Consider the following 14,531-nt stretch of genomic DNA (forward strand, 5'->3'; position numbering starts at 1 on the left):
AGTTTGGTGCGTACTCTCACCAAAAGTGTGAATTTGGTCAAAAAAAATCCCCGCCGAATTGGCAGGGATTTTTAAGCAATACGATAACGTAATGAATTACATTACACGCATACCTGGCTGAGCACCTTCGTGTGGCTCAAGGATCCATAGGTCGCTGCCGCCAGGGCCCGCTGCTAGGATCATGCCTTCAGACATACCAAACTTCATCTTACGAGGTTTTAGGTTCGCTACCATTACGGTTAGCTTGCCTTCTAGCTCTTCAGGTTTGTATGCTGACTTGATGCCAGAGAATACTTGGCGAGTCTCACCACCGATGTCCAGTTGGAACTTCAGTAGCTTGTTTGCTTTTGGCACTTCTTCACACGAGATGATGCGCGCGATACGCATATCAACGGCTGCGAAAGCATCAAACTCAATCTCTTCAGCGATAGGATCTTTGTCTAGCTCAGTTTGGCTAGCTTTGTTCTTTTCTGCTTCCGCTTTTTCTTTTGCTGCCATTTCTGCCGCAGCGTCTTCCTTCGATGCTTCGATCATTGCTTCGATGTTCTTAGGATCGATACGGTTAAACAACGCTTTGAACTTAGTGATCTCGTGATCAGTTAGCGGAGTAGCAACGCCTTCCCACGTTAGCTCTTCGTTTAGGAAAGCTTCAGTGCGAGCCGCAAGCTCAGGCATCACTGGTTTCAGGTAAGCCATTAGTACGCGGAATAGGTTGATACCTACAGAAGAAACCTCTTGAAGCTCTTTCTCTTTACCTTCTTCTTTTGCAAGAACCCAAGGTGCTTTCTCATCGATGTACTGGTTAGCTTTGTCTGCTAGCGCTGTGATTTCACGGATAGCACGGCTGAATTCACGAGTTTCGTACAGCTCACCGATACGCTCAGCAGCTGCAACAAATTCGTTGTAAAGCTCTGGTTCCGCAAATTCAGCAGATAGCTTGCCTTCAAAGCGCTTAGTGATGAAACCTGCGTTACGAGAAGCTAGGTTAACAATCTTGTTTACTACGTCAGCGTTTACACGTTGAGTGAAGTCTTCAAGGTTAAGGTCAAGGTCGTCGATACGGCTATTTAGTTTCGCTGCGTAGTAGTAACGTAGACACTCAGGGTCTAGGTGGTTTAGGTACGTGCTCGCTTTGATGAATGTGCCTTTAGACTTAGACATCTTAGCGCCGTTTACTGTTACGTAGCCGTGTACGAATACGTTGTTTGGCTTACGGAAACCAGAACCTTCTAGCATTGCTGGCCAGAATAGGCTGTGGAAGTAAACGATGTCTTTACCTATGAAGTGGTAAAGCTCAGCAGTGCTGTCTTTCTTCCAGTATTCGTTGAAGTCTAGGTCATCACGCTTGTCACATAGGTTCTTGAATGAGCCCATGTAACCGATAGGTGCATCTAGCCATACGTAGAAGAACTTGTCTTTTTCACCAGGAATTTCGAAACCGAAGTAAGGCGCATCACGAGAGATATCCCACTGTTGCAGACCAGACTCGAACCACTCTTGCATTTTGTTTGCTGTTTCAGCTTGCAGTGAGCCAGAGCGTGTCCACTCTTTTAGCATGCTTTCGAACTGAGGTAGGTCGAAGAAGAAATGCTCAGAGTCTTTCATTACTGGAGTTGCGCCAGATACTGCTGATTTTGGGTTAATCAGTTCAGTTGGGCTGTACGTCTCACCACAGTTATCACAGTTGTCGCCATATTGGTCTTCTGACTTACACTTAGGGCAAGTACCTTTAACGAAGCGATCTGGTAGGAACATTTCCTTCTCAGGATCGAACAACTGAGAAATAGTACGGCTAGAGATAAAACCGTTTTTCTTCAGCTCAAGGTAGATGTGAGAAGCCAGTTCACGGTTCTCTTCTGAGTGTGTGCTGTGGTAGTTATCAAAGCTAATATCAAAGCCAGCGAAGTCTTTTTGATGCTCTTCGCTCACTGCAGCGATCATCTCTTCTGGCGTAATACCCATCTGTTGTGCTTTTAGCATGATTGGCGTGCCGTGAGCATCGTCAGCACAGATGAAGTTTACAGTGTTGCCACGCAGGCGTTGGTAGCGAACCCAGATGTCTGCTTGAATGTGCTCAAGCATGTGACCTAGGTGAATCGAACCATTAGCGTACGGAAGGGCACAAGTTACCAGCAGTTTTCTTGGATCGTTTGCCATACTTAATAATCGCTTTTTGATAGGTATAAAAAATAGAGACTAATACTACCCCATGAGTTCCCTAACGCCAAGGCATCAAACCATGGATTGCCTTAGTTTTTTTGGGGTTCTGAATCTCGCCGCTGGGTGCTACGATTAGATGCATAAAGGAGGCCTCATGCATCAGTTCACTTCAAAACAAGATTTTTGTCATTGGCTTAACCAGTTTCAACATCCGCAGTTGGTGGAAAACTGGGCAGATATTAATGGTATGGTTGCGATCCCCGCGCAAGGTGGTATTCAAATTACCTTGCCGTTTGCGAGCAACGAACTCCAAGTTGCGTTGAGCCATTGGGTTAAAGAGCAACAAGCATCGGGTGATGTTCCAGCGTTCGATTGTCAAATCGAGTTGAATATCAAAGCGCTTGAGACGCAAGTTACCAATGCCGTTAAAGGCGTGAAAAACATTATCGCAGTTAGCTCAGCAAAGGGAGGCGTGGGTAAATCGACAACGGCTGTCAACCTTGCTTTAGCCATTGCACAGTCGGGGGCGAAAGTTGGCTTGTTAGATGCTGATATCTATGGCCCATCGGTTCCTATGATGCTAGGTCAAGAAGACGCAAAACCAGAAGTTCGCGATGCGAAATGGATGGAGCCTATTTTCGCACATGGTATCTATACTCATTCTATCGGTTACTTAGTGGCTAAGTCGGAAGCTGCCATTTGGCGCGGCCCGATGGCCTCTAAAGCGCTTTCACAGTTGCTGACGGAAACCGATTGGCCAGAGCTTGATTACTTGGTGATTGATATGCCACCTGGTACGGGTGATATTCAATTGACGTTGTCACAGCAGATTCCAGTAACAGGTACTGTGCTTGTTACGACACCACAAGATCTTGCATTAGCGGATGCTCGTAAAGGGGCGGCGATGTTCCATAAAGTGAACGTCCCAGTTGTCGGTGTAGTTGAGAACATGAGTTATCACATTTGTGGTCAGTGTGGTGCGGTCGAGCACATTTTTGGTACTGGCGGAGCTGAAAAAATGTCGCAAGAGTTTGGCTTAGCCTTACTGGGTCAAATCCCATTGCACATTTCAATGCGGGAAGACATTGATTTGGGCACTCCAACCGTCGCAAGACGTCCGGAGAGTGAGCATGCTGGCAACTACAAGCAATTGGCCGATCGTGTTTGTAGCATCATGTATTGGCAAGGAAAGACCAAGCCAGATGCAATCAGTTTTACAATGGTAAACTAAGTTCTTAAACAGTACTGGTTGAAAACTGTTCGTTTTATCGTTTGCCTAGAGGTTGATCCTCTAGGTAGACAGAAACTTATAACGAAACTCTAATTCCAGCTAGTAACTATGGGGTGAACTCCCTATAATCACGCAGTTTATCTTTTTATGTGACTAGAAAATCATCATCGGGTGCAAACTAATGTCTGATAATAATCAATGCGTCATCGTAGGTATTGCTGGCGCTTCTGCTTCTGGAAAAAGTCTGATCGCGAGCACGATTTACAATGAGCTTCGCGAGAAAGTGGGCGATCATCAAATCGGTGTCATCACGGAAGATTGCTACTACAACGACCAAAGCCAACTAAGCATGGAAGAGCGTGTAAAGACTAACTACGATCACCCGAGCGCGTTAGACCACGACCTACTTTGTGAACACTTGGAAAAATTGGTGCGTGGCGAAGCCGTAGAAGTGCCTGAGTACAGCTACACTGAGCACACTCGTACAAGTAACACCACACCAATGACCCCTAAAAAGGTAATCATTTTAGAAGGCATCTTGCTGCTAACGGACCCACGCCTGCGTAACCTAATGCACGCAACTGTGTTTATGGATACGCCTTTGGATATTTGTCTACTTCGTCGTGTTAAGCGTGACGTTGAAGAACGCGGTCGTACAATGGACTCTGTTCTTAAGCAATACCAACAAACTGTTCGTCCGATGTTCATGCAATTTATTGAACCTTCAAAGCAATACGCAGATATCATCGTTCCTCGTGGTGGTAAAAACCGTATCGCAATCGACGTTCTTAAAGCGCACATTGCAAAACTTCTGAAAGCTTAAGCCTTTAGACGGCTATATCGCTTTATTTTTGTGATAAGAAGTGGCACCTTAGGTGCCACTTCTTTTTTTTGTTTTTAAATTAGTCAGTTGCAGATAAAAATTGGATGTTTTTCACGCTTTTGCGGAACTGTCTGCGATAAGTGGCGTCAGCTATTATAATTTTAAAAACACACGAGCAAGGAAAAAGCGAATGAAGAAACTGCTCTTAATTATCGCCATACCTGTTGTGGCAATTTTGGCCGTTGTTTTAGCATTAATTATTTTCGTCAATCCGAATCAATTTAAACCCCTTATTGTGGAACAAGCGCAGAAGCAAACGGGTTTAGAGTTGGTGATTGAAGGCGATATCAGTTGGCAGTTTTTCCCATCGATTGGTTTCGAACTGGGACGCACCGAGCTGCGCAATCCTCAAGGTTTTAGCCAACCAAACTTATTCAAAGTCGACGCCGTCGGTGTGGATGTCTCAGTTACGCCTCTGTTGAGCAAACAATTAGAAATTGGCAATGTCACACTGGATGGCGCTGAGTTCTATTTAGAAACCTTGAAAGATGGCAGCAAAAATATTGATGCTCTTACCAAGGCGCAAACTCAACAAGCTGAGCAAACAACGAATACTACGCCGAAGCAGGAGAGTGCAACGCAAGGTTCTGGCTCCGATTGGACAATCAATCTTGCAGGAGTCAGCATCTCAAATGGTTATGTTGAAATCCAAGACAAGCAAGCAGATAGCCATATTAAGCTTTCTGATATCTCTTTAAATCTCTCCCAGTTTGCTTTTGATAACTGGACCACCGCAGATTTTGGTGTGAAAGGTGAGATGAATGAGCAGAAGTTTACCGCCCAAGGTAAAGCTGACTTTAAGTTGGCGAAAGGTCTTGCAAACTATGCTCTGAAAGACATTAACTTTGATGCGACTTATGCGGATGCGACAAACAAGATTGATTCGGCAACTATCGGTCTGGACACTTTTGAGTTCGATAAGGCCAATAACCTAAGCTATGCGCTCAAAGGCGAAGCGGGTGGCATGAAACTCGATATGAAAGGTGGCGGTGAGCTGAACGTTGATAAGGCGATTAGCAAAGTGCAATTAAACAAGTTGACGCTCAACTCAACTTTTGAGGGGGATACGCTGCCGCAATCACCAATGAAAGTGGATATGGCTTCGGATCTTTCGTTTGACCTAACTAAGAGTCACCTGAGCTTTGTGTTGGAGAAGCTAACGGCGAACGCCATTGCACTTGATGGTAAAGCGGATGTCACTCTGGGGGATATTCCTAAGGTACGCTTTGCTGTGCACAGCCCTAATATCGACTTAGATGAATTTTTTGGCTTGAATAATCAAGCTCCTGCGGGTGATAAACCAGCATCTGGTGGTAGCAAAGCACCAGCAGGACCAGAAGTTGAACCGGACCTGTCTGCATCGAAAACGTTAGACGTGAAAGGCGATATCACGATCGATAAATTCAAAGCGGCGAATGCAAAGATGGAAGCCGTAAAAGCAAGCTTCTCTATCAATCGTGGTGTGTTTGATCTGAACTCGTTCACCTCTAAGCTATATCAAGGTACGATTTCTGCAACAGCTAAGTTGGATGCTCGTAAATCACCTGCGACTTATACGGCTAAGAAGTCGATCAAAGGTATTCATGTTCAACCGCTACTTATTGATGTAGCGAACAACGATATGCTTGAAGGAACAGGTAATATTGACGTTAATGTCAAGGGCAGCAGCCTCACTCCAACAGGCATCAAAAAGAACTTAGTTGGTACTATCGCGATTAACTTTACCGATGGTGCAGTTAACGGCATTAACGTTGCTCAATTGATTCGTGAAAACTACGCACGTTTTAAAGGGCAGAGCTTAGACGGCACAGATGAAGTGAAGAAAACCGACTTCAGTGCTATGACAGCAACATTGAAACTGAATAAAGGTGTCGTTTCAACGGATAACATGAAAGCCCAATCACCGTTATTGCGTGTGCGCGGTAAAGGTAAAGCCAACTATCTGAATGAAACCGTCGATTTTACGATCAGTACCTCAGTGGTTGGTTCTTTAGAAGGGCAAGGTGGTAAGAACATCGATGAACTTAAAGACATTACCATTCCTATCAATGTATCTGGAAAATGGGCAGAGCCTAAATTCAAACTGGTCTTTGATGATGTGTTAAAACAAAAAGCGCAGAAAGAAATTGATCGTGGTGTAGAGAAGCTAACGGACAAGATCAAAGATGAGAAGACCAAAGAAGCCGTTGATGGCCTATTGAAAGGCTTGTTCAATTAACTGCGGTCTAAGTCTAAAAGAGAAAAGGGTTGGCAATACGCCAACCCTTTTTTATTAATTATTGCACGATGAATAGATTACCAATCCACACCTTTTAAAGCTTTTACGCCAGATTCAAAAGCGTGTTTGACGTTCTTTACTTCCGATACTGTATCGGCCATTTCAATCAGAGTGCGGTGTGCTCCGCGGCCAGTGATCACGACAGACTGCATTTTAGGACGGTTGTTTAGGGCTTCTACGACCTCATCCAAGTCTATGTACCCATAGCTCACCATGTAAGTTAATTCGTCAAACAGAATCACATCGATCGATTCGTCTTTAAGCATACGCTTACATTCTTGCCAAACTAACTGAGCAGCATCTGTATCCGCCGTTTTATTCTGTGTTTCCCATGTAAAACCCGTGGCCATCACTTGGAATTCTACCCCAAGTTTTTCAAGTAGATTACGCTCGCCGTTGTCCCAAGTACCTTTAATAAATTGAGCAACGGAACAATTCAAACCGTGACCAACTGCACGAGCGATCGTTCCGAAGCCCGAAGTTGACTTCCCTTTACCGTTACCTGTGATAACCAGTAGCAAGCCTTTTTCCTCTTGAGCCGCAGCAATTTTTGCGTCTACCTGTTCTTTTACTTTTTGTTGGCGAGCCTTATGGCGTGCTTCTTTGTTTTCTTCGATAGACATATTACTTCCTCAATTCCTTGTCGTGCCTTGCCCAAACTGACTTGGGTTCATTGGATTATCTCGCTATGATAGACCAACACATCGTGAAGAAAAACCATCGATAATTCAGGGAATAAAATGAAGAAAATACTCGTTGTTTGTATGGGAAATATTTGTCGCTCTCCAACTGGAGAGGCGGTACTGAGAGCGAAAGCCGAAAAGCTTGGTGTGGATGTCGAAATTGACTCGGCTGGCACAATTGGTTACCACGCAGGTAATTCACCAGATGCACGCTCTATGCAAGCCGGTAAGCAACGAGGCTATTCTTTTAAAGGAATACGTTCACGTCAGGTAAAGGTTGAGGATTTTGGAGAGTTTGATCTTGTACTCGCAGCAGACAAGGCGAATCTTGCGGATCTTCTGGATATTTGCCCGGTAGAGCATCGCCATAAAGTCTCGCTATTTTTGAGCCATTCGGACTCCAAATACGATGAAATTCCTGACCCATATTACGGTGGAGAAAGGGGGGTTGAATTGGTATTAGATTTGATTGAAGAAGCTTCAGAAGCGATTTTGAACAAGCTATAAATGTAAATAACAGATAACAAAAAGGGACGAGTATGACTCATCCCTTTTTCGCTTTCTAAAGAACTATACCTGAACAATCTAATTTGGGATTAACCCGCTAGAATGTCTGTTGCTACTTTATAGCTTGGATCTTCTTTCACATTGATTTCAACCAAGCTACCAGCTTTATCAAGAAGCTTGCGACAGTCAGGACTTAGATGACGCAGATGAAGCGTTTTACCAAGTGCGGCATAGCGCTCTGCAAGCGTTTCAATCGCTTCGATTGCGGAGTGATCTGTTACGCGAGAGTCTGCGAAGTCAACGATAATATCTTTTGGATCGCCGTGCGCGTTAAACAGTTCTAGGAAGTTAGCCGCTGAGCCGAAGAAGATAGGGCCATGGATTTTGTATTCTTTAGAGCCTTCTTCATTCAAACGAGTGTCTGCGTAGATGTGTTTTGCGTGCTGCCATGCAAACATCAGCGCTGATGCAATAACACCGACAGCAACGGCGACCGCAAGGTCAGTCAGCACCGTAACGACAGTTACTAGAACGATAACGAAGAAGTCTTGTTTAGGAACACGTCGTGCAAGCTTGAAGGTCGCCCATTCAAATGTGCCGATTACAACCATGAACATCACACCGACTAGCGCAGCTAGAGGGATCATTTCGATAAGCGATGATGCAAATAGGATAAAGATCAGAAGTGCACTTGCTGCAACGATGCCAGAAAGTCGACCACGACCACCTGAATTTACGTTGATCATTGATTGACCAATCATTGCACAGCCACCCATCGCACCAAATACTGAACACGTCATGTTTGCCATGCCTTGACCGATACATTCACGGTTCGATTGACCGCGAGTATTCGTCATTTCATCTAGAACAGTCAGCGTCAACAGAGACTCAATCAGACCGATAGCTGCAAGGATGATTGCGTACGGCAAAATGATTTGTAGTGTTTCAAGTGTCAATGGTACCGCTGGAATGGAGAATGTAGGGAGAGAGCCCGCCAAAGTCGCTGCTTCGTCACCAGACATAGTACGTAGGAAGTCTACTACTGTGCGAGTTTCCAGATCCAAACCAACAACAAGCGCTGTCACTGTCACGATCGCAACAAGCGAAGATGGCACAGCTGTGGTGATCTTAGGTAGGAAGTGGATGATGCCCATCGTCAAAGCAACCAAACCTAGCATAAGGAACATTTGGTCCTGTGGTAACCAAGTTAGCATACCGTTGATATCAGGCGCTTTAAACTGACCTAACTGTGCTAGGAAGATAACAATAGCTAGACCGTTTACAAAACCAATCATTACTGGATGTGGAACGATACGGATGAATTTACCTAGTTTGAATAAACCAGCAGCAATCTGAAGAATACCCGCCAGCATAATCGCGGCAAATAGATATTGCACTCCGTGGGTTGCAACTAGCGATACCATTACCACTGCCATTGCACCGGTCGCACCTGAAATCATGCCAGGACGGCCACCAAAGATAGAGGTGATAAGGCCTACAATGAATGCAGCATACAGACCGACCATTGGATCTACACCTGCAACGAAGGCGAATGCTACTGCTTCAGGAACCAGCGCAAGCGCAACGGTTAAGCCTGAAAGCACATCATTTTTTACGGAGTGCTTAGAAAATTGAGGAAATTCGAACATGGTTTGTATTGAGTTCTCTTGGCGATGAATTTCTCTCGACACATATTCATATTTGCACAAGTACTGATAGGTGAAGTGTTAGCCACTTCGATCAGCACAAACCGTAGTAAAAAAGAGCAGCATCAGAATGGTGTCGAAAACTTGAGTCGGCGAATGCTACCGAAAAGTGTGATTAAGTTCAAGAATGATAGGGATAATGACCGACAAATGTGATCAGTCGTTGATATTAATATGAACAATTTCAGTTAACACGATAAGTAACAAAAAAGGCTGCCAAATGGCAGCCTTTTATTTAGCTTTAAGCTATGACAGTTTTAAACTTAGTTAAAGTTCGGTTTTGTCATTGCCGCTGTTGCACTGTTTGTTGCTACTTGGCTACCAGCGCCTTTCGACGTGTAACGTTCAGCTTTAAGTGGTGCTGCGGTAACAGAAATTTCGCGAATTTCTTGAGGGCCCGGTGCTTTCGTCATTGGTGCGCTAGCTTGTGGTTTAGTTACAACTTTGATGACTTCTGCTTTTGGCTCTGCTGTTACTGCTGGTGTTTCGATTGCAACGGCAACTTCTTCTGCTGCTTCTTCAATCGCTTCTACCACAGGTGCTGCTTCTACAACGGTTTCTGTTGCATCAACAACTGGAGCTTGTTCAGCCACGACTGGTGCTTCAACAACAACCGTTTCTACAACTGGTGTTTCAGTTTTTGCTTCAACAGTCTCTTGAACTTTCGGTTCAACAGCTGGTGTTTCAGTAACAATAGGTTGTTCACGACGAATGATAACTTTACCCATCGCCATTTCTGGACAAGCAAAGCCACCTTGCATTGCTGGTACCGCTGATGTTGCAATAACGGTTTCTTCCTGAACTCGCTCTTCCTTCTTAGGCGCTGGTTTTGGAATGTAACGTGGCATTACTTTACCCATTGCCATCTCTGGAGAGGCTACACCACCTTTACGTAGGCGGAATGGGTTAGGGCGGCGATCACGACCACGACGACGACGTTGACCACTTGCACGTAGGTGACGTGGAGAACGACGGTTACGACGTTGCTTCGACTCTGCCTTGTTGTCTTGTTGTGCTTCTGCTGCTGCCTCTACTGGCTTTTCAACTGGCGCTTCAACAGGTTCAACGGCTTTTACAGTTTCAACTGCTTGCTCGGCGGCTTGTTGGTCCTTCACACGAACAGATTTGTTCAGTTTGCGACGTTGACGACGCTCTTTCACTTTTTCTGCTTTCGCGTTTGGCTTCGCTTTGTTTTCTTCAGGCTTCGCCTCTGAACCAGTACGAGCTTCGGCAGCTAGTTGTAGACCTTTTTCCGCAACTTTAGCGTTTGCCTTTTGCTCTTGAGCTTTTTCAGCTTGTTGAGGTTTTGGCTTGCGCTTTTGGTTACGGTTTTGCGGTTTATTAGACTGCTGCTGTGTTTCGTTCTGCTCTGTTGACTGCTCTTCACGTGGTTTACGACGACGTTTGTTGTCGCGGTTGCCATCACGGTTATCTCTGTCACCACGATTCTCACGGTTTTCGCCACGCTGATTGTTGCGACGGCGGTCGTTGCGATCACGTTTGTTGCGTTTATTGTCGCGGTTTGGTTTCTTCTCTTCTTGTTTCGGCTCTTCTTTAACTTCTTCAGAACCACCAAATAGGAAGCTACCTAGTGCTTTGAATAGACGGCTGAACAACCCAGGTTTCTCTTCCTGTACCACTTCTTTCTTCTTAGCAGCTGGTGCTGGTTTAGAAGCCGGAGCTGGTGCAGTTTGAGTTGGTGAAGCGAAGCCTTTTAGTACTGGTTCTTCAATACGTTTTGGTTTGATTTCAACTTCAACAGGTTCTTTGCCTTCTGCTTCTTTCATTGCTTCCAATTTCTTAGGAAGTAGGTAAGAAAGCAGGTCAAACTCTTCACCTTCGCGTACACGAATCACTTCGAAGTGTGGCGTTTCCATATCAGAGTTAGGAACAACGGTGATCTTAACTTCTTGGATACGCTCGATGTGGTTTACTGAGCGACGCTTTTCGTTCAAAAGGTAAGAGGCAATCGGAACAGGTACAACGGCAAGAACTTGCGCGGTGTTGTCTTTCAGTGCTTCTTCTTCGATTAAACGAAGGACGGATAGAGCTAGGGATTCATTATCACGAACGACACCTGTACCGCTACAGCGAGGACAGATATGGTGGCTCGCTTCTGCAAGAGAAGGGCTCAAACGTTGACGAGACATTTCTAGAAGGCCAAAGCGAGAAATACGACCAATCTGAACGCGAGCACGGTCTAGGCGAACAGCTTCACGTAGACGGTTTTCAACTTCACGTTGGTGGCGAACTGGTGTCATATCGATAAAGTCGATAACAACCAAACCACCAAGGTCACGTAGACGCAATTGACGAGCAATTTCGTCTGCTGCTTCTAAGTTAGTATTCAATGCTGTTTCTTCGATATCACCACCCTTTGTTGCGCGAGCAGAGTTGATGTCGATAGAAGTTAGCGCTTCTGTTGGGTCGATTACGATAGAACCACCGGATGGTAGACGCACTTCACGTTGGAAAGCCGATTCAATTTGGCTTTCGATTTGGTAGTGGCTAAATAGCGGTACTTCGCCTTCGTATTTTTTAACGCGACTGATGAAATCTGGGCGTACCAGCTGAATGTGCTCTTTAGCACGTTCGTAGATGGTATTGCTGTCGATTAGAATCTCACCGATATCACGACGTAGGTAGTCACGGATTGCACGAACGATTACGTTACTTTCTTGGTGGATTAGGAATGGAGCAGGGTTAGAATCTGCTGCGCCCTTAATCGCACCCCAGTGGTTAAGTAGTACGTTCAAGTCCCACTCAAGTTCTTCTGCACTCTTACCTACGCCTGCAGTACGTACGATTAGACCCATACCTTGTGGTAGTTCTAACGTGCTTAAAGCGGCTTTCAGTTGAGTGCGCTCGTCACCTTCGATACGGCGAGAAATACCGCCAGCACGAGGGTTATTAGGCATGAGAACAAGGTAGCTACCCGCAAGAGAAATGAACGTAGTTAGGGCTGCCCCCTTACTACCACGTTCTTCTTTTTCCACTTGCACGATTACTTCTTGACCTTCAGTCAGCACTTCTTTAATGCTTGGGCGACCTTGGTAAGTGTAACCTTCAGGGAAATATTCGCGGGCAATTTCTTTGAGAGGGAGGAAACCGTGACGCTCAGCACCGTAATCAACAAATGCGGCTTCTAAGCTTGGTTCGATACGTGTGATACGTCCTTTGTAGATATTCGCTTTTTTAGATTCATGACCTGGACTCTCGATATCAAGATCGAAAAGTCGCTGGCCATCAACCAGAGCGACACGCAACTCTTCTTTTTGAGTTGCGTTAATTAACATTCTTTTCATTGAAAATTTCTCGTTGTCTTTTCTTTTATATTTCTTTGCAACTTGTCACTGGTTTTTCGCTCTTTCACGGTGCCTGATCCCATGGCTTATATTTTGCAGCCTCCCGGCTGGAAGGGGATGCTCTCGGGCACTTCAGTCATCACAAATTCTTTTGGGTTTCGTTGGAAACGGAAACTTGTGACCCGCTATTCGGGCGGTTGATACTCAACGTGAATATGCGAGGAGTAGAGTGACAAGTGTGTTGAACTCAATGTGTCTTACGCCAATGCTGCACCTGACATTCAACAACCTACTCACATTGCTTGGGGTAAATGATTGGTAATGAACAAAATGTAACCAAACCTTCCTTAGCAGCTGTGAACTATAGCAGCGCAGGTTGATATCAGCAATCTGCTTTAGCGCAAACGATGGAAAAATTGGCGCTAAATTCAATTTTTGTAATTTATAACTGGCTGTTTCATAAGCACTTGAGTCTCGCAAACTGAGAAAGACGAGAAACAAATAGAGAAGTTGATAAAGACTTTTAATAATCTAAACAAAAGCTTGGCGTGTTTTGGGGCTATTTATGACTACAAGTGTTTCTTTTGCAGCAAGAATAATGTGAAGTCACACAGATTTGGGTTTACAATAGCGGCCATGAGCGAAATAAGAACACAAGTCCAGTTCGTCGATATCGACGAAGATATGGCGGGTCAACGCATTGATAATTTCTTGCGTAACCAATTAAAAGACATCCCAAAGAGCATGATTTATCGAATTGTGCGCAAGGGCGAAGTACGCGTAAATAAAAAGCGCATTAAAGCAGAGTATAAACTAAAAGCAGGCGATCTTGTTCGTATTCCTCCAGTTACGGTAGAAAAGAAAGAAGACGACGTTGCACCAAGTACGAAGCTAAATAAAGTGGCAGAGTTAGAAGATAAGATCATTTTTGAAGACGATCATCTTTTGATTCTCAACAAGCCATCCGGTACGGCAGTACACGGGGGAAGTGGTTTGAAGTTTGGTGCGATTGAGGCACTCAGAGCACTGCGTCCACAAGCTCGCTTCCTTGAACTTGTTCATCGCATTGACCGTGATACATCCGGAATCTTACTTGTTGCGAAGAAGCGTTCAGCACTGCGTCACCTGCAAGCACAGTTCCGTGAGAAAACAGTGAAGAAGTTTTACTTCGCGCTTGTGATGGGCGAGTGGAAAAACAGCTGCAAAGTTGTTAATGCGCCACTTCTTAAAAACGAAGTGAACAGTATTGTTCGAGTGAATCCAAACGGTAAGCCGTCTGAGACGCGTTTTAAAGTGTTGGAGAAGTTCGAGCAAGCAACGTTGATTCAAGCCAGCCCAATTACGGGGCGTACTCACCAGATTCGTGTGCATACTCAATACACGGGCCACCCAATTGCATGGGATGACCGCTATGGGGATCGTCGTTTTGATGCGTACACTGGTCAGGTTGGTTTGAACCGTTTGTTCCTACACGCAGCTAACATCAAGTTCCAGCACCCATCGAATGATGAGTGGGTGGAAATCAACGCGCCGATGGAAGCGAAATTAGAGAAAGTCTTAGCGGGTTTGCGTAAAAAGTAGAGGTAAGAGTATCTACTCCTTCTGGACTGCAAAAAGCTATGTAAAAGCCGATGTTAATACATCGGCTTTTTTGATCGTTGAGTTGGATTACAAGGGCGTTCGGAATGCAGCGCTCTAATATTCGGAAGCGCTCCGTTGGAGGGCATGTGAAAGAAGCTAAGTTCTAACTGGAGTTGACAGAATTGGTATGTAGAAAG

Annotated in this window: 9 protein-coding genes; 5 read left to right on the forward strand and 4 right to left on the reverse strand. The window is 45.0% G+C overall.

Features of this window, described 5'->3' with window-relative positions:
* Positions 1-96 precede the first annotated feature (96 nt).
* The gene (gene metG, locus ITG12_RS16450; RefSeq protein ID WP_104027004.1) at positions 97-2,157 is read right to left on the reverse strand and encodes a methionine--tRNA ligase; all 2,061 of its coding nucleotides are present in this window, start codon (positions 2,155-2,157) and stop codon (positions 97-99) included.
* Between the two features lie 157 nt (positions 2,158-2,314).
* Here metG and apbC point away from each other — a divergent pair, with 157 nt between their 5' ends.
* From apbC to ITG12_RS16465, 3 genes are all read left to right on the forward strand, one after another.
* Positions 2,315-3,391, forward strand: a complete 1,077-nt coding sequence (apbC, locus tag ITG12_RS16455; protein ID WP_248873250.1) for an iron-sulfur cluster carrier protein ApbC — start codon at positions 2,315-2,317, stop codon at positions 3,389-3,391.
* A gap of 181 nt (positions 3,392-3,572) precedes the next feature.
* Positions 3,573-4,214: a uridine kinase gene (gene udk, locus ITG12_RS16460; RefSeq protein ID WP_038869428.1), complete on the forward strand. Its 642-nt coding sequence runs from the start codon at positions 3,573-3,575 to the stop codon at positions 4,212-4,214.
* Positions 4,215-4,404: 190 nt separating this feature from the next.
* Positions 4,405-6,492 (forward strand): AsmA family protein, encoded by a 2,088-nt coding sequence (locus ITG12_RS16465; protein ID WP_248873251.1) that lies wholly within the window; start codon positions 4,405-4,407, stop codon positions 6,490-6,492.
* A gap of 77 nt (positions 6,493-6,569) precedes the next feature.
* Here the strand turns inward: ITG12_RS16465 and cobO are convergent, their stop codons facing one another.
* Positions 6,570-7,175 (reverse strand): cob(I)yrinic acid a,c-diamide adenosyltransferase, encoded by a 606-nt coding sequence (cobO, locus tag ITG12_RS16470; protein ID WP_038869430.1) that lies wholly within the window; start codon positions 7,173-7,175, stop codon positions 6,570-6,572.
* Between the two features lie 117 nt (positions 7,176-7,292).
* Here cobO and ITG12_RS16475 point away from each other — a divergent pair, with 117 nt between their 5' ends.
* A complete protein-coding gene (locus tag ITG12_RS16475; RefSeq protein WP_248873252.1) occupies positions 7,293-7,742 on the forward strand; it encodes a low molecular weight protein-tyrosine-phosphatase in 450 nt (149 codons plus the stop codon).
* Between the two features lie 89 nt (positions 7,743-7,831).
* Here ITG12_RS16475 and ITG12_RS16480 read toward each other — a convergent pair whose 3' ends face one another.
* Together ITG12_RS16480 and rne are read right to left on the reverse strand one after the other, a co-directional pair.
* Entirely contained in the window at positions 7,832-9,391 is a 1,560-nt protein-coding gene (locus ITG12_RS16480) for a SulP family inorganic anion transporter (RefSeq protein ID WP_038869435.1), read from the reverse strand.
* A 320-nt stretch (positions 9,392-9,711) separates the two neighbouring features.
* Positions 9,712-12,753 (reverse strand): ribonuclease E, encoded by a 3,042-nt coding sequence (rne, locus tag ITG12_RS16485; RefSeq protein WP_248873253.1) that lies wholly within the window; start codon positions 12,751-12,753, stop codon positions 9,712-9,714.
* A 636-nt stretch (positions 12,754-13,389) separates the two neighbouring features.
* Here rne and rluC point away from each other — a divergent pair.
* Positions 13,390-14,334, forward strand: a complete 945-nt coding sequence (gene rluC / locus ITG12_RS16490) for a 23S rRNA pseudouridine(955/2504/2580) synthase RluC (RefSeq protein ID WP_248873254.1) — start codon at positions 13,390-13,392, stop codon at positions 14,332-14,334.
* The last annotated feature ends 197 nt before the right edge of the window (positions 14,335-14,531 follow it).

Source organism: Vibrio sp. ED002, from assembly GCF_023277445.1.
Lineage (GTDB): Bacteria > Pseudomonadota > Gammaproteobacteria > Enterobacterales > Vibrionaceae > Vibrio > Vibrio jasicida.

Coding starts and splice junctions, on each gene's coding strand:
- metG (WP_104027004.1), bottom strand. CDS start 2,157: ATGGCAAACGATCCAAGAAAACTGCTGGTAACTTGTGCCCTTCCGTAC.
- apbC (WP_248873250.1), top strand. CDS start 2,315: ATGCATCAGTTCACTTCAAAACAAGATTTTTGTCATTGGCTTAACCAG.
- udk (WP_038869428.1), top strand. CDS start 3,573: ATGTCTGATAATAATCAATGCGTCATCGTAGGTATTGCTGGCGCTTCT.
- ITG12_RS16465 (WP_248873251.1), top strand. CDS start 4,405: ATGAAGAAACTGCTCTTAATTATCGCCATACCTGTTGTGGCAATTTTG.
- cobO (WP_038869430.1), bottom strand. CDS start 7,175: ATGTCTATCGAAGAAAACAAAGAAGCACGCCATAAGGCTCGCCAACAA.
- ITG12_RS16475 (WP_248873252.1), top strand. CDS start 7,293: ATGAAGAAAATACTCGTTGTTTGTATGGGAAATATTTGTCGCTCTCCA.
- ITG12_RS16480 (WP_038869435.1), bottom strand. CDS start 9,391: ATGTTCGAATTTCCTCAATTTTCTAAGCACTCCGTAAAAAATGATGTG.
- rne (WP_248873253.1), bottom strand. CDS start 12,753: ATGAAAAGAATGTTAATTAACGCAACTCAAAAAGAAGAGTTGCGTGTC.
- rluC (WP_248873254.1), top strand. CDS start 13,390: ATGAGCGAAATAAGAACACAAGTCCAGTTCGTCGATATCGACGAAGAT.